At 57.2% G+C, this 22,089-nt stretch carries 19 protein-coding genes; 12 read left to right on the top strand and 7 right to left on the bottom strand.

Annotated features, from left to right (window positions below):
* Window positions 1-9: 9 nt before the first annotated feature.
* Window positions 10-915: a LysR family transcriptional regulator gene (locus ACO0U8_RS00905; protein ID WP_421670100.1), complete on the bottom strand. Its 906-nt coding sequence runs from the start codon at window positions 913-915 to the stop codon at window positions 10-12.
* 138 nt (window positions 916-1,053) lie between these two features.
* On the opposite strand from ACO0U8_RS00905, the gene ACO0U8_RS00910 reads away from it, so the two are divergent.
* From ACO0U8_RS00910 to nth, 11 genes are all read left to right on the top strand, one after another.
* The gene (locus ACO0U8_RS00910; RefSeq protein WP_183846878.1) at window positions 1,054-2,337 is read left to right on the top strand and encodes an MFS transporter; all 1,284 of its coding nucleotides are present in this window, start codon (window positions 1,054-1,056) and stop codon (window positions 2,335-2,337) included.
* 60 nt (window positions 2,338-2,397) lie between these two features.
* Window positions 2,398-3,600, top strand: coding sequence for an FAD-dependent oxidoreductase (locus ACO0U8_RS00915; RefSeq protein WP_421670101.1), 1,203 nt, complete (start codon window positions 2,398-2,400; stop codon window positions 3,598-3,600).
* Window positions 3,601-4,394: 794 nt separating this feature from the next.
* Window positions 4,395-5,762, top strand: a complete 1,368-nt coding sequence (gene dcuC, locus ACO0U8_RS00920; RefSeq protein WP_421670102.1) for an anaerobic C4-dicarboxylate transporter DcuC — start codon at window positions 4,395-4,397, stop codon at window positions 5,760-5,762.
* Window positions 5,763-6,016: 254 nt separating this feature from the next.
* Window positions 6,017-6,457 carry a DUF2569 domain-containing protein gene (locus ACO0U8_RS00925; protein WP_056780331.1) on the top strand — a complete coding sequence of 147 codons (441 nt, stop codon included), beginning with the start codon at window positions 6,017-6,019 and terminating at the stop codon, window positions 6,455-6,457.
* A 39-nt stretch (window positions 6,458-6,496) separates the two neighbouring features.
* The gene (rsxA, locus tag ACO0U8_RS00930) at window positions 6,497-7,078 is read left to right on the top strand and encodes an electron transport complex subunit RsxA (RefSeq protein ID WP_056780334.1); all 582 of its coding nucleotides are present in this window, start codon (window positions 6,497-6,499) and stop codon (window positions 7,076-7,078) included.
* Window positions 7,078-7,644, top strand: a complete 567-nt coding sequence (gene rsxB / locus ACO0U8_RS00935; protein WP_056780337.1) for an electron transport complex subunit RsxB — start codon at window positions 7,078-7,080, stop codon at window positions 7,642-7,644. Before rsxA ends, rsxB begins: the two co-directional genes overlap by 1 nt.
* A 1-nt stretch (window position 7,645) precedes the next feature.
* Window positions 7,646-9,757: an electron transport complex subunit RsxC gene (gene rsxC, locus ACO0U8_RS00940; RefSeq protein WP_421670103.1), complete on the top strand. Its 2,112-nt coding sequence runs from the start codon at window positions 7,646-7,648 to the stop codon at window positions 9,755-9,757.
* Complete coding sequence (gene rsxD, locus ACO0U8_RS00945) at window positions 9,758-10,810, top strand: electron transport complex subunit RsxD (protein WP_056780341.1); 1,053 nt, start codon at window positions 9,758-9,760, stop codon at window positions 10,808-10,810. It abuts the gene before it with no gap.
* A 9-nt stretch (window positions 10,811-10,819) separates the two neighbouring features.
* The gene (gene rsxG, locus ACO0U8_RS00950) at window positions 10,820-11,452 is read left to right on the top strand and encodes an electron transport complex subunit RsxG (RefSeq protein WP_056780344.1); all 633 of its coding nucleotides are present in this window, start codon (window positions 10,820-10,822) and stop codon (window positions 11,450-11,452) included.
* Window positions 11,445-12,143 (top strand): electron transport complex subunit E, encoded by a 699-nt coding sequence (locus ACO0U8_RS00955; protein WP_122095420.1) that lies wholly within the window; start codon window positions 11,445-11,447, stop codon window positions 12,141-12,143. The genes rsxG and ACO0U8_RS00955 overlap by 8 nt, the downstream gene beginning before the upstream one ends.
* On the top strand, window positions 12,136-12,774 hold the full coding sequence (gene nth / locus ACO0U8_RS00960) for an endonuclease III (RefSeq protein ID WP_056780350.1): 639 nt from the start codon (window positions 12,136-12,138) through the stop codon (window positions 12,772-12,774). Before ACO0U8_RS00955 ends, nth begins: the two co-directional genes overlap by 8 nt.
* Window positions 12,775-13,542: 768 nt before the next feature.
* Here the strand turns inward: nth and ACO0U8_RS00965 are convergent.
* From ACO0U8_RS00965 to ACO0U8_RS00980, 4 genes are all read right to left on the bottom strand, one after another.
* Window positions 13,543-14,040: a DUF2501 domain-containing protein gene (locus ACO0U8_RS00965; protein WP_056780352.1), complete on the bottom strand. Its 498-nt coding sequence runs from the start codon at window positions 14,038-14,040 to the stop codon at window positions 13,543-13,545.
* A gap of 99 nt (window positions 14,041-14,139) precedes the next feature.
* Window positions 14,140-15,069, bottom strand: coding sequence for a LysR family transcriptional regulator (locus ACO0U8_RS00970; RefSeq protein WP_421670104.1), 930 nt, complete (start codon window positions 15,067-15,069; stop codon window positions 14,140-14,142).
* Between the two features lie 47 nt (window positions 15,070-15,116).
* On the bottom strand, window positions 15,117-16,097 hold the full coding sequence (locus ACO0U8_RS00975; protein ID WP_421670105.1) for an alpha/beta hydrolase: 981 nt from the start codon (window positions 16,095-16,097) through the stop codon (window positions 15,117-15,119).
* Between the two features lie 104 nt (window positions 16,098-16,201).
* A complete protein-coding gene (locus ACO0U8_RS00980) occupies window positions 16,202-17,071 on the bottom strand; it encodes a nickel/cobalt efflux protein RcnA (protein ID WP_421670106.1) in 870 nt (289 codons plus the stop codon).
* A 121-nt stretch (window positions 17,072-17,192) separates the two neighbouring features.
* Between ACO0U8_RS00980 and rcnR the strand changes: the two genes are divergently transcribed.
* A complete protein-coding gene (gene rcnR / locus ACO0U8_RS00985) occupies window positions 17,193-17,465 on the top strand; it encodes a Ni(II)/Co(II)-binding transcriptional repressor RcnR (protein WP_056780366.1) in 273 nt (90 codons plus the stop codon).
* A gap of 17 nt (window positions 17,466-17,482) precedes the next feature.
* On the opposite strand, the gene ACO0U8_RS00990 is transcribed toward rcnR, so the two are convergent.
* Together ACO0U8_RS00990 and ACO0U8_RS00995 are read right to left on the bottom strand one after the other, a co-directional pair.
* Window positions 17,483-20,416 carry an autotransporter outer membrane beta-barrel domain-containing protein gene (locus tag ACO0U8_RS00990; RefSeq protein WP_421670107.1) on the bottom strand — a complete coding sequence of 978 codons (2,934 nt, stop codon included), beginning with the start codon at window positions 20,414-20,416 and terminating at the stop codon, window positions 17,483-17,485.
* Window positions 20,417-20,602: 186 nt separating this feature from the next.
* A complete protein-coding gene (locus ACO0U8_RS00995; protein WP_056780373.1) occupies window positions 20,603-22,021 on the bottom strand; it encodes a NarK family nitrate/nitrite MFS transporter in 1,419 nt (472 codons plus the stop codon).
* Between the last annotated feature and the right edge of the window lie 68 nt (window positions 22,022-22,089).

Consider the following 22,089-nt stretch of genomic DNA (forward strand, 5'->3'; position numbering starts at 1 on the left):
TGTCATAGGTCAGAGCCCGTCCTCCGCCATCATCATTGCCATAAACGCTGTCGCCGACGCCGTCATGGGCCGTTCGGCGTGATTCACCAGCCAGAGTTGCGTGGTGCCTTCCATTTTTCCAAAGCGTAAATAGCGCACGCCCTCGACCTGAATACGCAAATACGAGGCCGGTAAAATCGAGACGCCCAGCCCCGCCGCCACCAGCCCGATAATGGTCAGCGGTTCGCCGACCTCCTGCGTGATATAAGGCGTGATCCCCTGCGTTTTCAGCTGCACCAGAATGTCGTCATACAGTGACGTCCCCACGTCTTTAGAGAAAAACACGAAGGGCTGATCGGCAAGATGCTGAAACGTCAGTTCGCCTGCGGGAAGATCGTTGAGCGGATGGTCTTTGTGCACCACGGCAATCAGCGGCTCCGACCACACCTGCTGATGCGCCAGCTGCGGCGGCAATTCGCCGTTGCGCATGATCCCCAGATCGAGTTTTCCCTCCAGAAGCGGTTCGATCTGCTGTTTGCTGTTGAGCTGCTCAATGCGGATATTCACCGCGGGATAAGTCAGGCGAAAACGGTGCAAGGTACGGGAAACACGCTGGAGAAAAGGCGCAGATGAGGTCAGCCCGAGGGTCAGATTGCCCGCCTCGCCACGGTGAATACGCGCCGCCTGTTCCGAGGCTTCTTCCACACGCTGTAAAATCTGCCGCGCTTCCGGCAGGAATGCGCCACCCGCCTGTGTCAGCCGCACCGTGCGGTTGCTGCGATAAAACAGCGCCGCGCCCACATGGGCCTCCAGTGCCTGAATTTGCTGGCTCAGCGGCGGCTGTGAAATGTGTAAACGCTCCGCCGCGCGGCCGAAATGCAACTCATCAGCGACGGCAATAAAGTAACGCAGGTGGCGCAGTTCAATGTGGCTCATGGCGCGGGTCTGACTCCGATTGATATTTTAAACATATCGTTTCAGCGAAATTAATATATTAGACAATATAAAGCCGACTGTTAAAATTTTCATACATTTTCAAATAGTTTTTATTATCACCCTGGTTAAGGACTCTCAGTGAAAACCACCCGGCGGAATGCCGCTGCACCCTCCCGCGATTCAGTGAATGACGACGAACTCAATCCGGACATGCCCGTCGTCCGCTCCGGCCTTAAAACACCTTTCATTAAACGTGGCACACCGCAATTCATCCGCGTCACCCTCGCCCTGTTTTCGGCGGGTCTGGCGACCTTTGCGCTGCTCTACTGCGTTCAGCCCATATTGCCGGTGCTGTCCCATGATTTCGGCGTGTCGCCGGCCACCAGCAGCCTGTCGCTGTCGTTGTCTACCGGTCTGATGGCCATCGGTCTGCTGTTCACCGGGCCGGTTTCTGACGCCGTCGGGCGCAAATCAGTGATGGTGGTGGCGCTGCTGCTCGCGGCAGGCTGCACGCTGGTCTGTTCGGTGATGCAAAGCTGGGACGGCATTCTGATGATGCGCGCCCTGATTGGCCTGTCTCTCAGCGGCGTGGCTGCGGTGGCGATGACCTATCTGAGCGAAGAAATTCACCCGAGCGTGGTGGCGTTCTCGATGGGGTTATACATCAGCGGGAACTCCATTGGTGGTATGAGTGGGCGTCTGGTCAGCGGCGTACTGACGGATTTCTTCTCCTGGCGCATCGCCATTGCGGTGGTCGGTGTCTTCGCGCTGGCCGCGGCAATCATGTTCTGGCGAATTCTCCCGCCGTCTAAGCACTTTCGAGCCAGTTCGCTGAAACCGCGCAAGCTGCTGATCAACTTTAAATTGCACTGGCGCGACAGCGGTTTGCCGTTGCTGTTTATCGAAGGTTTTCTGCTGATGGGCAGCTTCGTGACCATGTTTAACTATATCGGTTATCGCCTGCTCGGCACGCCTTACAACATGAGTCAGGCCATTGTCGGGATTTTATCGGTGGTGTACCTGATGGGCACCTACAGCTCCCCCAAAGCGGGCGTGCTGACCGGTGTTTATGGCCGAGGGCCGGTGCTTATCGGTGCCACCGGCATCATGCTGCTGGGCATTGTGATCACCGCGTTTTCACCGGTCTGGCTGATTTTCATCGGCATGATCCTGGTCACCGGCGGGTTCTTCGCCGCACACTCGGTCGCCAGCGGCTGGATCGGACGCCGTGCGCGCCGTGCCAAAGGCCAGGCTTCCTCACTGTACCTGTTCTGCTATTACGCCGGGTCAAGCGTCGCCGGTACGCTCGGGGGATTCTTCTGGCACGCCTACGGCTGGTACGGGATCACCGGGTTCATCAGTTTGATGCTGATAGCTGGCCTGGGGGTTGGGGTGAAACTGATGCGGTTATCTGAGAATTGACGCGCACTTGCGCAAATGATAATTGTTATCATGTAAATTCACTTTGCCAGGCAGGTTTTTATGACACCGAACACGGATTCCGCCGCCAGATGTTGCATTGTCGGCGGCGGCCCCGCGGGCTTAATGCTGGGGTATTTGCTGGCGCGCAAGGGCATCGATGTGACGGTGCTGGAAAAACACCGTGATTTTCTTCGCGATTTTCGCGGCGACACCATCCATCCTTCCACCCTCGACATTATCTGGCAGCTCGGCTTTCTCGACGAGTTTCTGAAACTTCCGCATCAGAGGGCTGAAAAACTTTACGGCGAGATCGACGGCAAGGAAACCACGCTGGCGGATTTCAGCCATCTGCCGACACAATGCAAATTCATCGCGTTTATGCCGCAGTGGGATTTCCTTAATTTTATCGCCGGTAAAGCCGCCCTGCTGCCGAATTTCCGGTTGATCCATCACGCACAGGTGTTGTCGTTGCAGGAAGAGAAAGGCCAGGTAACGGGCGTGATTGCCAACGTGGCGGGCGAAACACAGACCTTCAACGCCGATCTGGTTGTGGGCTGCGACGGGCGCAATTCAATTGTGCGTGAAAAGGCCGGTATGGAAATTCGCCGTTATGGCGCGCCGCGCGACGTGCTGTGGCTGAAAATCAACAAACGCCCGGACGATCCGCAGTGGTCAATGGGCCACCGCGGTCCGAAGAAAAACTTCATCATGATCGACCGGGGTGATTACTGGCAGTGTGGCTATTCCATCCCGAAAGACAGCCTCGACGCGCTCAAAGCGCAAGGGATCCCGCCGTTCCTCGATCTGCTGGCCGGGGTATCGCCGTTCGAACGCGCACGCCTGGCCGAGGATATTCTCAGCTGGGACGACGTGCGTCTGCTGGTGATCCGCATCGACCGTCTGAAGGCGTGGGCGAAACCGGGGCTGCTGTGCATCGGCGATGCGGCTCATGCCATGTCGCCTATCGGCGGCGTCGGCGTGAATCTGGCGATTCAGGATGCGGTAGCGACCGCAAATATCATCACTGAACCTTTGAAAGCCGGACGCCTGACGCTCAGGCATTTAAAGCGCATCCAGCGCCGCCGCGCGTTTCCGACATGGGCGACGCAGTCGTTACAAATTATGATCAGCCGTGCGGGGCAAAAAAAACGCACCAAACCTCCCTCCCGGATGGAGGCGTGGCTGCGCGGGCGCAAATTTATCCCGTTCTTGTTTGGGCGCCTGATTGGCGTGGGGTTTTATCGGGAAATCCCGAAGCTTTGATTTTGGGTTGGCCGCCCACACGGGCCTTAAGGTCAAAGTCGTGGGGGCGGGCTATACCAACCATAAATTCAAATTCAAATTCAAGACCTTGGGCTCGCCGCCCAAACGGGCCCAAAGGGTTTTAAACGAAACCCTTTGGAATCCTGCGTTTTTTTAACTGCGCGCTCCGCTCGCTGGCTATGTTTCAGATACAGCAGCGATAGCCGCAAAATCCCGCCGCTGCGCGGTGCCCTTCGTTCGGGCTACAACCCGCGCAAAAAGACGCGCGGTTTTGCGCCTCTCCTCCGGCGGAATTTTGGAACCGGCCTCAGGCTATTACTTCACAACCTCACGTACTTCATTCTTTAAAAAGCTGCGGGCGATTCAGAAATCTTGCTGAGTGAGAGGTTGCAGACCAGAGGCTGCAAACCCGAAACGAAGGCACCGCGCAGCGGCAAGATTTCCAGCCTGTCGCCGTGCTACCTGAAACATAGCCAGCGAGCGGTAGCGCGCAGTAAAAGAGCCGGAGATTCTTAAGAGGCGCGGCGATAGGCGCCTCTTAAGGCCCGTGTGGGTGGCAACCCACGGTTTTGACCTTAAGGCCCCTGTGGGTGGCAACCCACGACTTTGACGTTGAAGTTGAAGTTAAAACGAGTTTTAAACCCCCTCTTATTCCCCGCTAAACATCACATATTTTGATATTCCCCTCTTTTTCATCACCCATAATTGATAAGCGTCATGACGCCCGGTGCGCTATTTCGGCACAGTGCCCGCCTTTCATTTGGATCCATATTGACTCTCGGGGATACAACATTATGTGGGAATTACTGATCGGGCTGGTGGTTGCCGTGTTTGTCGGGCGGTACATCATTAAAGGCTATTCGCCCACCGGCGTGCTGATGGTCGGCGGGCTTTTGCTGCTGGTGATAAGCGTGTTAATGGGCCACAGCGTGCTGCCTGAAGGGGCGAAAAGCACCGGCTGGAACACCACGGATATCGTGGAATACGTCAAAATTCTGCTGATGAGCCGCGGTGGCGATCTCGGGATGATGATCATGATGTTGTGCGGTTTCGCCGCCTACATGACGCACATCGGCGCGAACGACGTGGTCGTGCGGCTGGCGTCGCGTCCGCTGAAAATGATCAACTCCCCTTATATTCTGATGGTGGCGGCCTACATTCTGGCGTGCCTGATGTCGCTGGCCGTCTCCTCAGCAACCGGGCTGGGCGTGCTGCTGATGGCCACCCTGTTCCCGATCATGGTCAACGTCGGCATCAGCCGTGGTGCAGCAGCGGCGATTTGTGCCTCCCCTGCGGCCATCATTCTTTCACCGACCTCCGGTGACGTGGTGCTGGCCGCGCAGGCGGCGAACATGCCGCTGGTGGATTTTGCGTTTAAAGCCACTCTGCCGATTTCTGTGGCCGCCATCGTGGCGATGGCCGTTGCCCATTTCTTCTGGCAGCGTTACCTCGATAAACGTGAAACCCCCGAAACGTTGGATGCCCTGGATTCCAATAAAGATGATGTGGTGGAAACCAATGCGCCCGCGTTCTACGCCATTCTGCCCTTCACGCCCATTATCGGGGTGCTGATTTTTGACGGCAAATGGGGGCCGGGGCTGCACATTATTACCATTCTGGTGATCTGCATGTTGCTGACTGCGTTGATTGAAACCGTACGTAACCGCAGCGGGAAAATCGTGTTCGCCGGTCTGGACGTTGCCTATCGCGGCATGGCCGATGCCTTCGCCAACGTGGTGATGCTGCTGGTCGCGGCAGGTGTCTTCGCGCAGGGGCTGAGTACCGTCGGTTTCATCAGCAGCCTGATCGGTCTGGCGCAAAACTTCGGTTCCGGCAGCCTGCTCATGATGCTGGTTCTGGTGGTGATCACCGTGCTGGCGGCCATGACCACCGGCTCCGGTAACGCCTCTTTCTATGCCTTTGTGGAACTTATTCCGAAACTGGCGGCGAAAATGGGCATTAACCCGGAATATCTGGTGATCCCGATGCTGCAGGCCTCAAACCTCGGCCGCACCATTTCGCCGGTGTCAGGCGTGATCGTCGCCATCGCCGGTATGGCAAAAATCTCCCCGTTCGAAGTGGTCAAACGCACCTCCGTGCCCGTGCTGGTCGGCCTGATTGTGGTGATCGTCGCCACTGAAATTCTGGTGCCGGTGCATTAAACCTTCCCCATTTCATTACCTGAAGCCTTCATGCTGAATCAAGGCGGCAACCGGGTCAGCCCCGTGAGCATACAAAAGTATGTGACCGGGGCGCGCCAAGGGGCCAACGCGGAGATGGCGTGAAGGATTAAGGTATTGATCACATAAATACGATATCGGCTACCGCTAACTCAGGTTAAGCTACTGCGCCTTGAAGGTCGGGGAAGACTCTCCGTGCTGACTGGGTGAAAAAACCCGCGTAATAAAGGTTTTTTATGTCGAATAATCCGGGCTATAAACGTATTGGTGGGTGGTTACTGGCCCCGATGGCGTATCTGATTGTGACGTTGTTAAGCGTGGCATTAATGCTGGCATTGTTTTCCATGGCATTATTTATGCCGGAATCGCGGGATTACTTACTCACCAATTCGCAGGCATTTACACTGCAATGGTATTTTTCCGTAGTGACCACATTAGCGATGGGGGTATTTACCGTCGCCGTGTTGTGGCAATTCTGCAAGCGTGCCAAAGCCTTGCCGAAAATGTATATTATCTGGTTACTGTGCACCGTGTTGCTGGCCGTAAAAGCCTTTGCATTCTCGCCGGTTACCGATGATCTGGCCGTGCGTAACTTATTGTTACCTTTATTGGCTGCCGCGGTGTTTGTGCCTTATTTCAAACGCTCTCTGCGGGTTAAAGAAACCTTCACGGAATAACCCTGAAGTTTTAATGTTTATTATGTCCGGGCAATTGTCATGACCTCTTATTTATTACTGTTTGTCGGCACCATGCTGGTAAATAACTTCGTTCTGGTGAAGTTTCTTGGGCTGTGCCCGTTTATGGGCGTCTCTAAGAAACTGGAATCGGCTATCGGCATGGGGCTGGCGACCACGTTCGTTATCACCCTGTCCAATATCTGCTCGTGGATGGTCAACACCTTCATCCTGATGCCGCTTGAGCTGGTTTATCTGCGCACGATGGCGTTCATTCTGGTCATCGCCGTGGTCGTGCAGTTCACCGAAATGGTGGTGCGTAAAACCAGCCCGTCGCTGTATCGCCTGCTCGGCATCTTCCTGCCGCTCATTACCACTAACTGCGCCGTGCTCGGCGTGGCGCTGCTGAACATTAACCAGCAGCTTAACTTCATGCAGTCCGCGCTGTACGGCTTCGCCGCATCGCTCGGCTTCTCGCTGGTCATGGTGCTGTTCGCCGCTATCCGTGAACGCCTGGTGGTGGCTGACGTGCCTGCGCCGTTCAAAGGTTCTTCCATTGCGCTGGTCACCGCCGGTCTGATGTCGCTGGCCTTTATGGGCTTCACGGGTCTGGTGAAATTCTAATGTTTGAATTATGGGTAGCGATTGGCGCGCTGACTGCTCTGGCGCTGGTTTTTGGCCTGCTGCTGGGTTACGCCTCGCGTCGTTTTGCCGTGGAAGGCAACCCGGTTGTCGATCAGATTGACGATATTCTGCCGCAAAGCCAGTGCGCACAATGCGGATATCCCGGCTGTAAACCTTACGCCGAAGCCGTTGCCAACGGCGACAACATCAATAAATGCGTGCCGGGTGGCGAAGCCGTGATGCTCAAGCTGGCTACGCTGCTTAACGTTGAACCGCAGCCGATGGGCGAAGACGCCGCCGCGGCGGTACCGGTGCGCAGAGTGGCCTACATCGATGAAAGCAACTGCATCGGCTGCACCAAGTGCATTCAGGCCTGCCCGGTGGATGCCATCGTGGGTGCCACCCGCGCCGTGCATACCGTGATCACTGATTTATGTACCGGCTGTGACCTGTGCGTCGCGCCTTGTCCGACGGATTGCATCGAAATGCTGCCGATCAAAACCACCACCGCAAACTGGAAGTGGGATATGCAATCCATTCCGGTTCAGGTCATCCATGCGGAGTAACATGTTTAATCTGTTTGCCGCGCTCAAAAAAGACAAAGTCTGGGACTTCGAGGGCGGTATTCATCCGCCGGAAATGAAGACGCAGTCGAGCCACGTTCCGCTGCGCAACGTGCCGTTGCCTGAGCGCTTTATCATCCCTCTTCAGCAACACCTTGGCCCTGAAGGCGAGCTGTGCGTCAGTGCCGGCGACCGCGTGTTAAAAGGTCAGCCGCTGACGACAGGCCGTGGCCGTACCGTGCCCGTGCATTCGCCGACGTCAGGCGTGATCACGGCCATCGAACCGCACATCACCGCGCACCCTTCCGGCCTGAAAGAACTGTGCGTGCTGATTGAAGCCGACGGGCAGGACACCTGGTGCGAGCGCGAACTGATTGCCGATTACCGCCAGCTTTCTGCCGATGAGCTGAATCAGCGCATCAGCCAGGCCGGTATCGCCGGGCTGGGCGGCGCAGGCTTCCCGACCGCCAGCAAGCTGGCAGGCGGCCTGACTTCCACCCGCACGCTGATCCTCAACGCGGCCGAATGTGAACCCTACATCACTGCCGATGACCGGCTGATGCAGGAACACGCGACGGAGATCCTGCAGGGCACGCGCATTCTGTGCCACATGCTGCATCCTGAGCGCGTGCTGATTGGCATCGAAGACAACAAACCTGAAGCCATTGCGGCGTTCAAAGCGGCGATCGGCGCGGATATTACCGACGGCGTGCGTTTCGAACTGCGCGTGGTGCCGACCAAATACCCTTCCGGCGGTGCCAAACAGCTGACTAAAATTCTGACCGGCCTCGAAGTGCCGAAAGGCCATCACTCGTCGTCCATCGGCGTGCTGATGCAAAACGTCGGCACGGTGTATGCCATCAAACGCGCCATCATCGACGGCGAACCGCTGATCGAACGCGTGGTGACGCTGACCGGTGAAGCGATGGCGAAACCGGGCAACGTCTGGGCGCGTCTGGGAACACCGGTGGCGCACCTGATGCAGGAAGGCGGATTGCAGCCTCAGGGCGACAAAAAGATGGTGATCATGGGCGGCCCGCTGATGGGCTTTACCCTGCCGTCGCTTGACGTGCCTGTGGTGAAAATTTCCAACTGCCTGCTGGCACCGTCTGAATCCGAACTGGGTCAGCAGGAACCGGAAGAAGCCTGTATCCGTTGCAGCCTGTGCGCGGAAGCCTGCCCTGCCGGTCTGCTGCCGCAACAGCTTTACTGGTTCAGCAAAGGTGAAGAGCACGAGAAAGCCCGCAATCACAATTTGTTTGATTGCATCGAGTGCGGCGCGTGCGCCTATGTCTGCCCGAGCAACATTCCGCTGGTGCAGTATTACCGTCAGGAAAAGGCCGAAATCCGCGCCATTGATGCCGAAACCGCCCGTGCCACCGAAGCCAAAGCGCGTTTCGAAGCCAAACAGGCGCGCATGGAACGCGAGAAGTTAGCGCGTGAAGAGAAACACCAGAAAGCCGCCGTGAAGCTCAGTGAAACGCCGGTGCAAGACGCGCCAGCCGAAGAGAAACCGGTGGCTGAAACGCCGGACGTCGATCCGCGCCAGGCCGCACTGGCGGCGGCGATTGCCCGCGCCAAAGCGAAAAAAGCCGCCGCGCAGCAAGACATCCCCGTGGCCTCAGAACCAGTGCCTGAAACGCCACCAGTTGCCGAAGACGACCGTAAAGCCGCCGTGGCCGCCGCCATCGCCCGCGTTAAAGCCAAAAAAGCCGGCACCGGCGTGGTGGTTGAAGCAAAGGACAGTGAGCTGAACGTTGCGCCTGCCGCCGATGCGGATGCAGATCGCAAAGCCGCTGTGGCCGCCGCCATTGCCCGCGTCAAAGCCAAAAAAGCTGCTGCCGCACAGCCTGCCGGTGAAACAACCGGTGTGGAAAACGTGGCAACGGCACCGGCTGAACTCACCGCTGACGACAAACGCAAAGCCGCTGTCGCCGCCGCGATTGCCCGTGCCAAAGCGAAAAAAGCCGCCGCGCAGAGTGATTTACAAGACGACGCACCATCAGAAAAAGACCCATCACAACAAGAAAGCGATCCACGTAAAGCCGCCGTGGCTGCTGCGATCGCCCGAGTTAAGGCCCGCAAAGCCGCTCAGACCATGTCGAACGAGGAATAGATGGCCTTCAGGATCGCAAGTTCACCTTTTACGCATAACCGCCAGAGCACCAGCACCATCATGATGATGGTGATCCTGGCCTGTGTTCCCGGCCTGATCGCTCAGGTCTGGTTTTTTGGTTATGGCACACTGGTTCAGCTGACGCTGGCCATCATGATTGCTCTGCTGGCAGAAGGCGCAGTGCTGCAACTGCGCAAGCAACCGGTGAAAAAACGTCTGGGCGATAACAGCGCCCTGCTGACAGCGGTGTTGCTGGGCATCAGCCTGCCGCCGCTCGGGCCGTGGTGGATGGTGGTGCTCGGCACCATTTTCGCCATCATTATCGCCAAACAGTTGTACGGCGGGCTGGGACAGAATCCGTTTAACCCGGCGATGGTCGGCTACGTGGTGCTGCTGATTTCGTTCCCGGTCCAGATGACCACCTGGTTACCGCCGGACGTGCTGCAACATCATCACGTCGGTTTTACCGACACGCTGCTGACCATTTTCACCGGTCACAACAGTCAGGATCTGACCGCCTATCAGCTGAACATGAATGTCGATGGCGTGACGCAAGCCACTCCGCTGGATGCGTTTAAAACCGGGCTGCGCTCAGGACATTCGGCTGAACAGATCCTTGCCACCCCGCTGTTTGGCGGTTCGCTGGCCGGTCTTGGCTGGCAGTGGATTAATCTCGGATTTCTGGCCGGTGGCCTGTATCTGATGTGGCGTAAAATTATCAGCTGGCACATTCCGGTGGCCATGCTCGGCATGCTGACATTCTGCGCGGCGATTGCCTGGGGTCTGGCTCCGGAGAGCTACTCGTCGCCGCTGGTGGGGCTGTTCTCCGGCGCGACCATGCTCGGTGCCTTCTTCATCGCCACCGACCCGGTCACCGCTTCCACCACGCCGAAAGGCCGTCTGGTGTTCGGTGCCCTCATCGGCTTACTGATTTGGCTTATCCGCACCTATGGCGGCTATCCCGACGGCGTGGCCTTTGCCGTTCTGCTGGCAAATATCACAGTGCCATTGATTGATCACTACACGCAACCGCGTGTCTACGGGCATCGCTGAGGAAGAATTATGTTAGCGACAATGCGACGCCACGGCCTGATTCTGGCATTTTTTGGCGCACTGATGACCGGTATGACCGCCATCGTTAACCTGCTGACCAAACCGACCATTGAGCATCAGGCGCTGTTGCAGCAGAAAACCCTGTTCGATCAGGTTATTCCTGCCAGTGTGTACGATAACAACCTGCAGGATGAATGTTACAACGTCACCGATGAGTCACTGGGCACCGCCACCCCGCACCGGATGTATCTGGCGCGCAAAGGTGGAGAACCGGTGGCTGCCGTGGTGGAAACCACCGCGCCTGACGGCTATTCCGGTGCGATTCAGTTACTGGTTGCGGCGGATTTCAACGGCAAAGTTTACGGCTCCCGCGTGCTTGAACAGCATGAAACGCCGGGGCTGGGCGATAAAATTGAAGTGCGTATTTCTGACTGGATCAAGCATTTCGCCAATCAGACCGTCAATGGCGCCAGCGATGAGCGCTGGGCGGTGAAGAAAGACGGCGGTATGTTTGATCAGTTCACCGGCGCGACCATCACACCGCGCGCCGTGGTGCGTTCCGTGAAACGGACTGCATTATTTATCGGGACGGTACCGTCTCAGCTCTCCCAACTTACCCCTTGCGGAGCCCGTGATGAGTGAAGCCAAAAAGATAATCGTTCAGGGTCTGTGGACCAATAACTCCTCGCTGGTTCAGCTGCTGGGCCTTTGCCCGCTGCTGGCCGTGACCTCCACTGCCACCAATGCGCTCGGTTTAGGCCTGGCGACCACGCTGGTGCTGACCTGCACCAACGGCATGATTTCCGCGTTCCGTAAGTGGATCCCGGATGAAATCCGTATTCCGATTTACGTACTGATTATCGCCTCGGTGGTGAGCACCGTAGAGATGCTGATCAACGCCTACGCGTTCGGGCTGTATCAGGCGCTGGGGATCTTCATTCCGCTAATCGTCACCAACTGTATTGTGGTGGGCCGTGCGGAAGCCTGCGCGGCGAACAGTCCGGTACATCTGGCGGCGCTGGATGGCGCAATGACCGGGCTGGGTGCCACCTGCGCGATGTTCGTGCTCGGCTCGATGCGTGAAATTCTCGGCAGCGGCGTGCTGTTTAACGGCGCGGATCTGCTGCTCGGCCCCTGGGCCAAAGTGCTGCGTATCGAAGTTATCCACCTTGATAACCCGTTCCTGCTGGCCATGCTGCCACCGGGCGCCTTTATCGGCCTTGGCCTGCTGCTTGCCGGGAAATACCTGATCGACCAGCGCATGAAAGCGCGTAAAGCGGTGCAACATGTTGCCGCTGAAGAAACTCTGCCAAAAGGAAGTGTGCATGAATAAGGAAAAGCGCGTCGCGATCCTCAGCCGTTTGCGGGACAACAACCCGCATCCGACCACCGAACTGGTGTATACCACCCCGTTCGAGCTGTTGATTTCGGTGTTACTTTCCGCGCAGGCCACGGACGTCAGCGTGAACAAAGCGACGGCCAAACTTTACCCGGTCGCCAACACGCCGGAATCGGTTCTGGCGCTTGGCGTGGACGGCGTGAAGGAATACATCAAAACCATCGGCCTGTTTAATGCCAAAGCGGAAAACGTGATCAAAACCTGCCGCATTTTGCTGGAAAAGCATCAGGGTGAAGTACCGGAAGATCGCGCTGCGCTGGAAGCCTTGCCGGGCGTTGGCCGCAAAACCGCCAACGTCGTGCTCAACACCGCCTTCGGCTGGCCGACCATTGCGGTCGACACGCATATTTACCGCGTCTGCAACCGGACGAAATTCGCGCCGGGTAAAACCGTTGATGATGTGGAAGAGAAACTGCTTAAAGTGGTGCCTGCCGAGTTCAAACTCGACTGCCACCACTGGCTGATCCTGCACGGTCGCTATACCTGCATTGCGCGTAAGCCGCGCTGCGGGTCATGTTTGATCGAGGATTTGTGCGAGAGCAAAGAGAAGGTTTATGCGGAGTGAAAGGGGTTCCCTTTTGATCCCTTTATAAATTTTCTCAGTTGCACTGAAGGCTTTGACCGTGACAATTTCGGTTTCTCAATAACGGTTATCACTCGGCCTTTCGTGCCGAAACCGACCAGAGGGGAAAAGCTTTTCCCCTCTGGACTCCCCTCGCTTTTCAAACACGTGATCCGCGCGCTGGCTATGTTTCAGCAACCACAGCGACAGGCTGGAAATCTTGCCGCTTCGCGGTGCCTTCATTTCGGGATTGCAGCCTCTGGTCTGCAACCTCTCATTCAGCAAGATTTCTGAATCGCCCGCACGATCTTAAAATCAACGGCAGACTATTTTTATCTTTTAGATAAGTTTATTGGCGCGCTCAAAAATGGCACCGAATGAAGGGTGAGGCCTTGGCCGGGTAAACCTGAAATGAGCGGCTGCGGGTCATGTTTCAGCAAGATTTCTGAATCGTCCGCAGTTTTTAGAAAAATAAAGAAAGTGAGGTTGTGAAGTATAAGCCTGAGGCCGCTTTCAAAAATCACGCCGTAAGGAGAGGTGGAAAACCGCGGGTCTTTTTACGCGGGTTGTAACCCGACTGAAGGGAACCGCGCAGCGGCGGGATTTTGCGGCTATCACCGCGGCTGATGAAACATAGCCAGCGAGCGAAGCGCGCAGTGAAAAAGCGCGGAGTCCAGAGGCCCGCGCGTTACCGGGTCTCTGGTCGGTGTGGGCCGACGCCCACGACCTTGAATTTGAAGTTAAAAGCCGCTATGGCGCCAGCCTATGTGATTAAATAAAGGATTTCGCCTGCTTCAGCACCACATCACATGCTTTGGTTTTCACTTTCTCTTTCACCTGCGTCAGCCCGCTGCCAAGGTTGTTCAGATCCACACTCTGATCTTTACCGGTTTTCAGTAAACCGCCCAGCCCTTGCTGATAATCCTGGCTTTCTGCGCCCGACGCACTCTGGATACCCAGTTTGCTCAGCAACTGATCTTTGACATTCTCGGTGCTGGCTTTGGAAAGCACGTTATTCTTCACGCAATATTGCAACACACCGGCGACGTTGTTCGCGCTGGTGGAGGTCAGCGCACTGTCGCCACCGCCGAGCAGTGAGGTCAGGGATGAGGTGGTGCCGGTGCTGTTGGTGTTTTTACCTGCGCCGTTCAGCCCTTCATTGGCCGCTTGCTGCAACTGCCCCAGCAAATTGTTCTCCGCCTGCGCGCCGCCGGCCAGTAAAATACCGCTTGCCGCCATCGCCAGGATCACCGTTTTTAATGCTTTCATGTTTTATTCCATCCATTTTACTTAAGTCATGCCGCAAAGCTTGAGCCCAAAGATTCATTTCATCAATAGGATTAAGAGAGAGAAAACGCTGATGGCGCTTTATTTAGGCCATGCCGGCGGTTTTTCCAGAGGTTGTTGCGCCAGCCACAGACCGGAAGCGGTGAAGAAATGCTGCGCCAGCGGTGTGGAGCGCCCCGCTTCGGCGACCACCAGCGCGGCGTGGCGGCTCATCGGCGTGATGTCCAGCGGGCAGCGCTTCAGCGCCGGATGCATGTCATCAATCAGATGCCCGCGCGGCACCAGCGCGCAGCCAATACCGACAAACACGCCCTGCATCAGCTGAAATATCGATGTGCTTTCCAGACGGGGATGAAGTTCCAGCCCGGACTGACGGAAGAAGTTGTCAAGATAACGACGAAAATAGCGGCTGGGCTCGGACAGACACAACGGCAGCGCGACCGCCTGTTCTGCGGTCATCAGGGTCAGGTTTTGCAGCTCAGGGAAATGGTCGGGATGGTAAACCACGTCCACGCCGCCGTCATCGAGCGGTACCAGCTGAAAACGCAGTTCGTTGAGGGTGGAGAATTCGAAGAAACCAATGCCGACATCCACTGAATGGCTGCTCAGCGCTTCAATCAGCTGGTCGGCACTGACTTCCGCGACCCGGTAATCCAGCCCCGGATGCACCAGGCTGACCGCTTTGATTAGCTTCGCCAGCGAAACGCTGCACTGCGGCATGACGCCGATGCGCAGGGTGCCGCTCATGCCCTGCTTTAACGACTCAACTTCCAGCTTCAGCCCTTCGTACACCGCAACAATTTCCCGCGCCCAGCTCAGTACGCGCAGGCCCTCGGCGGTGAAACCTTCAAAATTATTGCCGCGGTTGATCAGGCTAAGCCCGAGTTCTTTCTCAAGATTTTTCAGGCGCATCGACAGCGTCGGCTGGCTGACAAAACTCGCCTCCGCCGCCCGGCCAAAATGCCGCTCGCGCTCGAGATTACACAGGTAGATGAGCTGTTTGATGTCCAAAATATTTTCTGATTAAACCTGGGTTATGCCTTATAGATTGTTTTTTATTATAAGCCATAGTGATGTTTATTACGCAGAGGATTGAAACCGGCCAGCGCATCCTGCCGCTGTTCGCGGGCGCGTCGTGCCAGCGCATACGCCGGATCGCCGTTAAAACCGTGGAATCCGCCCGGATAGATGCTGAATTCCACCGGCACACCGGCGCGGATTAACCGGCGGGCGTAGTCGATATTTTCATCAAGGAATAAATCAATCGAACCGACACCCATCCAGACCGGCGGAAGCCCGCTGAGATCCTCTGCACGCGCTGCGGCGGCGTAGCAGGAAATCTCAGCCAGCCCTGCGTCGTGCCCCAGATACGCCTGCCAGCCAAAACGGTTGTCCTCACGTGTCCAGGCGAATTCGCCGGTCACCGGATTAGGGTGGCTCTCCGTGACGGTACGGTCGTCGAGCATCGGATACATCAGGTTCTGAAACGCCAGTGTCGGGCCGCCACGGTCGCGGGTCAGCAGCGCCAGAGAGGCCGCCAGCCCTGCACCGGCGCTGTCCCCCATCACACCCATATGCGCAGAATCGATACCCAGAGACTCCGCCTGCTCAGCCATCCAGACCAGTGCGGCATAACAATCTTCCAGCGGACCGGGAAACGGTGTTTCTGGCGCGAGACGGTAATCCACCGAGACAATCACACAATCATGCCGCGCCGCCGTCGGACGGGTCAGCGGCATCGACTGCTCCGGGCTGCCCAGCACATAACCGCCGCCGTGAATATGCAGAATACCCATCCGCCCTTTCCGGGCATGTTGCGGCGAAATCACCGCCACACGCACCGCCGGCGCGCCTTTACTGCCTTCAACGTGATGATGCGTGACACACACCGGTAAGCCGTCATCCTGCGACAAACTTTCCAGCGCTGCCACCTGACGCTGCTCACGCATGGCGGGCAAAACGGAGGCTTCCAGCACGCGGGCGGGCATCTGGTCGAGCAACGGACGCAGTTCAGGGTCAACAAGGTGGGCAGTTTTCATCGCGGGATCTTTTCTCCATTTTTCATCCCGTCATTTATAGCGCCTTGAGCCGGTTTTAAAAAGTCTGAATTGTTATGGCTTATGACTGATTAGGTTCGGATTTTTTACGACGTTAAGCCCATATAGCCGTCGATCCCCATATAAATCCCGACCAGCCCGATCAGCACACTGGAAAAATACGGTGCCCTGCGCGCCAGCGTATTTAACCCGCTCCAGCGTTTGGCTGCCTGCCGGACACTCACTGCGGCGGCCACCCCGACGGTCACCAGCGTCAGCGCCAGCCCGATACTGAAACACACCACCATCGTCGCACCCAGCGCCAGTTGTTTGAGCTGAATGCAGATCAGTAGCACCGTCACAGCGGCCGGACAGGGGATTAACCCGCCCGTCAGACCGAAAAACAGGATCTGCCCGTTGGTCACTTCCGCACTCGCAAAGCGGCGCTGAATATCGCTGGCATGTGCACGTTCATGTGCATCCTGATATTCCTGCGGCGACAGGCTGATCGGCGTCATGCTGCGCAGATGGCCCAGCCCCTGAAGTGGCAGGTGGCGCTGTACATTGTTGTGAGCATGGGCGGGAGCGTGGTGATGATCATGATGATGCCCGTGCGAGTGCTCCCTTTTCCACAACCGTTCACCCCGCCAGGTGCGCCAGAACATCCACAGCGCCGTGCCGAGGATGATCATCGCAGACACCATTTGCATCCAGGGTTCCACCGCGTCGGCAGTAAAACGGTTGCTCAGATACATGCCGCCAAAGGCAATGATCCAGACAATCGCCGTGTGCGACACCGTGGCCGCCAGCCCGAGTAAAACGGCCTGCCGGACGGTACCTTTAATCGCGATGATAAAGGCTGCCATCATGGTTTTCGAATGGCCTGGCTCAAGCCCGTGCAAAATCCCCAGTAATATGGCGCCGGGTATAAACATCCACGCATTTCCCTGCTGCAAAAGTGCTGAAAAGTCATTCATGGTGAGGCATCTCATTGAGGTAGGCGCAGGAATTCTACTCCCCCCCAGTATTGAATACTACCCCCCAGTATACTGGCAATGATAAGCTGGCCCGGCATTTCGCGTCATACAAGGAGTTAACATGTCCCACACTATTCGCGATAAACAGAAGCTGAAGGCCCGTACCAGCAAGATCCAGGGCCAGGTGGCGGCGTTAAATAAAATGCTGGATGAACCCCACGAATGCGCCGCTGTTTTACAACAAATCGCGGCGATCCGCGGCGCGGTGAACGGGCTGATGCGGGAAGTGATCAAAGGCCATCTGACGGAACATATTGTTCACGAGGCCGATGAGGTCAAACGCGAAGCCGATCTGGATGTGGTGCTGAGCGTGCTGAATTCCTATGTGAAGTAGTACGCTCAACACCCCGGCTACCAGATGATCCTGACCCCCAGATTCCCGCTGACGTCTTCGCGGTGATTACTGTCGTCGTCGCTGGTGTGGCTGGCGGATGAATACAGTTCGATTTGCCGGCTGATACTGGCCGCTAACCCCACACCGACTTCCAGCGCGGTACTTCCGGCGTCCTGCGTGAGGCGATCATTACCCAGCGTGACGCTGGTGGTATCGTCAAATTCATGCCACACGTTGACCGTCAGGAACGGCTGCAGACGCCGTTCAGCCTCCCCGTAACTTCCCTGCACCCGCGCACCGACCCGGCCTGTGTACACCGTATCCTTGCTGTAGTTAATCGATGAAATGCCGTCGTTGCTGTCATCGAGGCTCAGACGCTGGCCGATGATTTGTGCCTGCGGTTCCAGCGACCAGCGCTCTGTCAGGGGGATCGGATACCCGGTTTCCAGTGACGCAGACCAGAGTTTGCCTCCGACATCTGCATCGTTACCACGCCCGGACGTGGTCGAGCCGTTAAGCCAGGTGTGGATCACCACCAGATCGACATAAGACTGCCCCTTCCCGTGGTGCGTCCAGTACGCGCCCGCGCTGTTACCTTCCAGTGTCATATTGCCCGCCCAGGCATCCGGCTGAGCACGGATGAAACCGCGCACATCACCTTTAGCCCGCGTGAAACCGTAAAAGATGCCTGCGTTATCCTGTTCGCCGGCCAGCAAATCCTGACCGACCTGAAGCCCGGCGTAATGACCGTCGAATGACGGCGAGGTGGTACCGGACCAGGATTGTTCGCTGTGGACGCCGAAGGTTCTGGCCCAGCCTGCCGCCTGCCCCGTGGTGTTCACCTGCCCCTGGCGGTCATGATAGGTGGCGATCTGATGGATGCCGATCTGCTGCGCAACGGGTGCGACCGCCTGATACAGCGGCGCTTCCTGCCGGTAAAGCGGCACAGCGGTATCGACCGGGTGTGACGTCGGGACGACGGGCGGCGCAACCGGTGGAATGTCCGGCGGGGTCACGGGTGGCGTCACGGACGGAGACTCTGGCGCGGTGACCGGCGGCGTCACGGGAGGCGTCACCGGGGGGGTGACCGGTGGGGTGACCACAATCAGTGAGTTGCGCAGATACCAGCTCTGCGCATCGTCGCTGCTGCCACGAAACAGCAAATAATCATAGGCTCCTGCGGAAACCGAACCGCCTGCCAGCGTAAAGGCGCTGGCGGTCGTGGTCGCGCCGTTAGTGGCTTCCACCAGCATAATGCCGGAACCCGCCGTCGCTACGCCCGTTCCGCCAACATTGGTGACCTGAATCTGTGTGCTGCCGCTGGCCTCCCCGCCGGAAATCACCAGCCGGTCAGATGCCGAATCATCACCGTTTAGCACCGTCTGCAACTTCAGCACGCCGTTATCGCCCACGTAATTGCCGTGAATAGTCAGACGATCTTGGGTGCTGCCTGCGCTGTCGGTCAGATCGAGCGTCCCGGCATTGGTGACGGTAACGTCATTCGCGCCGCCAAAGCCCGCAATGTCCGCCGCACTTTGCCCTCCCGCCAGCAATACGCTGGTGGAATCGATGCTGAGGGTGCCGGTTTGCGTGGTGGCATCACCCAGCACCAGCGGGCGGGTCATCGAGAGTTGCGAGGCGGATTGCAGCAGCACACTTTCCCAGTCGATGAAGCGCGACGGGTCACTCAGTTGCGAATTTTCCAGCATCAGCTGATCCTGCCCCGTGCCGCCCTGAAGTACGGGCATGGCCGCCAGATTGACGTCGGTCAGACGACGCAGCGTCACGCTGTCGTCCCCTGCGCCCATGTCTGCGGAGCCGCTGAGCGTCCCGCTGTTTTGCCAGATAAAGACGTCATTGCCTGCGGAAAACTGCACCGCGACGCCGTTACCGGTGAGATCACCACTGTTAATCAGCGTGCTGTTGTCGTTGCTTTCAACATGCACGGCACGCTCATTACCGGAGGTGATCGAACCGGTATTTATGATGGTTACCGCGCCAGCAGGGCTGTCGATGCCGTCGCGTCCGGCGTTGATCATGCCGTTATTGGTCAGCGTTCCGCCGCCGGTGGCAAGCACGCCACGCGCACTGGTGCTGGTGATCGTGCCGGTCGCCGTGTTGGTGAAATCGGCGCTGCCGCCGAAATACACGCCGTTAGCAAAATCCCCGCGGGTGGAAAGCGAGCCCGAGTTGGTCACGCTGCCCAGAGTTGCGCCACCGTCGTTATTGATCGCATTAGCGCCCAGCCCCTGTGTCACCACGGTTCCGCTGTTGCTGATCGAATTGTCGCTGCCATTCGCCTGTAAACCGGACGCGTTGGTGCCGCTGGTGGTGATGCTGCCGGTATTAGTGAGCTGGTTGCCGCTGCCCTGTGCATAAATCCCGGAGGAAAGCGTACCGGAGGTCGAGATGCTGCCCGCATTAAGCAGGGTGTTGTTTCCGACGGTGGCCGGTGAACTGCCAAAACTGATTATTCCGCTGGAATTCTCCCCGCTGGTGATAATTTGCCCGCCGGACTCGTTGATGGCCTGACTGGTGGTCCCTGAAAGATAGATACCTTCCGACTGAAACCCCTGCGTGGTGATGGTGCCGGCATTGTGCAGGGAGTTACCGGCCAGACGGGCGGAAATACCGTCGAAACTGTCATTGGTGATGTTCAGCGTACCGCGCTGGAAAACCGCGCTGTCGCTGTAAACCAGGACACCGTTTTGATCGTTTAAATTCAGAATAGTGCCAGTGTCAATATTGACCGTGACATTGTCACTTCCCACCACTGCGGTGGCCCCCATCGCGGAGGGGTTAGGTGCAGCGACAGAGCATGTCACGGTCTGTCCTGATACCGGATTAAAGATGTCGCAGCCTGCCAGTGCCGCCTCAGAAAGGCTCAGGCTGACCAGACAGGCCACCATTTTCCTGTAAGAGCACGCAGCAGAAATCTTAAGCTTCTTCACTACACACCTCCCCGCTCCAGCGCAGGTTTTGTCTAATTTGGGTTAAGGGTAGTAAATAAATATGACTTAAGACGCGGCGAATAATTTTTTTGGGAGGAAATCCACAGGGGCGGGAGCGCTGATGTCTATGCAAAAAGGGGCCGCAGCCCCTTTGGTGATTACTGACAGAAAATCAAAACTCAGACGTTATTTTCTGACCTGTTTGGTCGCAAAACCTTTGTTCAGTTTACGCCAGTACACCAGCCAGGTGATCAGCGCACAGACCACGTAAAACACCAGGAAGACTTTCATCGCGCCAGCCGGTGAATTGGTCAGTGCCAGAGAAATACCGAAGGCTTTCGGGATAAAGAAACCGCCGATCGCGCCGATTGAAGAGATGAAACCGAGTGCCGCTGCGGTGTCGGTGACCGCTTCACGCAGGGCTTCGTCTTCGCTGGCACCGCGCGCTTTCGCCCGGTCGGTGGTCAGTTTACGGAAGATCACGGCAATCATCTGGTAAGTTGAACCACTGCCCAGACCGGCCGTCAGGAACAGCACCATGAACACCGCAAAGAACGCCGGGAAGTTGCCGCCCACGCCATTCACCGGCAGGGTCAGGAACAGCAGACCGGCGAAAATCGCCATCAGAATGTAGTTCACCAGCGTTACGCGGATACCGCCCAGACGGTCGGAAAGCATTCCGCCGGCTGAACGCGCCAGTGCGCCAAAGAACGGGCCGAAGAAGGCGTATTGCAGAATGTTGACGTCAGGGAACTGGGTTTTGGTCAGCATCGCGAAACCTGCGGAGAAGCCGATAAACGAACCAAACGTCGCCAGATACAGCACGCTCATGATCCACAGATGGCCGCGTTTCAGCACCGGTAACTGCTGGCGGATTGAGGCTTTTGAGGACGCCAGATCGTTCATACCAAACCAGGCAGCGACGGTGCCAATCACCAGGAACGGCACCCAGATCCAGGCCGCATTTTGCAGCCAGATGTCCGCGCCGTTAGCCAGCGTTTGTTTATCGCTGAACGCAGCAAACACGCCGAGGGAAATGACCAGCGGAGCCACCAGCTGCATCACGCTGACGCCCAGATTGCCCAGACCGCCGTTGATGCCCAGCGCACCGCCCTGCTTCGCTTTCGGGAAGAAGAAGCTGATGTTAGACATGCTCGACGCGAAGTTTGCGCCACCGAAACCGCACAGCAGTGCGATCACCAGGAAGGTATTGTAGGAGGTGGTGGTGTCCTGCACCGCAAAGCCCAGCCACGCACAAGGCAGAACCAGGAAGATGGTGCTCAGTGCCGTCCAGCGGCGGCCGCCAAACAGCGGGATCATAAAGGAGTAAGGCACCCGCAGCAGCGCGCCGGAAACGGAAGGAATGGCGGTCAGCATGAACAGCTGATCGGTGGTGAAGTTAAAGCCGACTTTGTTCAGATTCACGGAAACCAGGCTGAACAGCATCCAGACGCAGAAGCCCAGTAACAGACAAGGGACGGAGATCCATAAATTTCGGCTGGCGACTTTATGACCGGTCTTTTCCCAAAATGCCGGATCCTCCGGGCGCCAGTCCTGCAACAGGCGGGACGGTTTTTCCGTCGGTGTAGCTGATGTGTGTGACATATGAACCTCGAGTTGAAGCGCGTTATTGTTGTAATGGTGGAGTTATGTCGCACACACTAGGTAGAGCA

This window comes from Rahnella sp. EDr1-12 (assembly GCF_049206505.1).
GTDB lineage: Bacteria > Pseudomonadota > Gammaproteobacteria > Enterobacterales > Enterobacteriaceae > Rahnella > Rahnella rivi.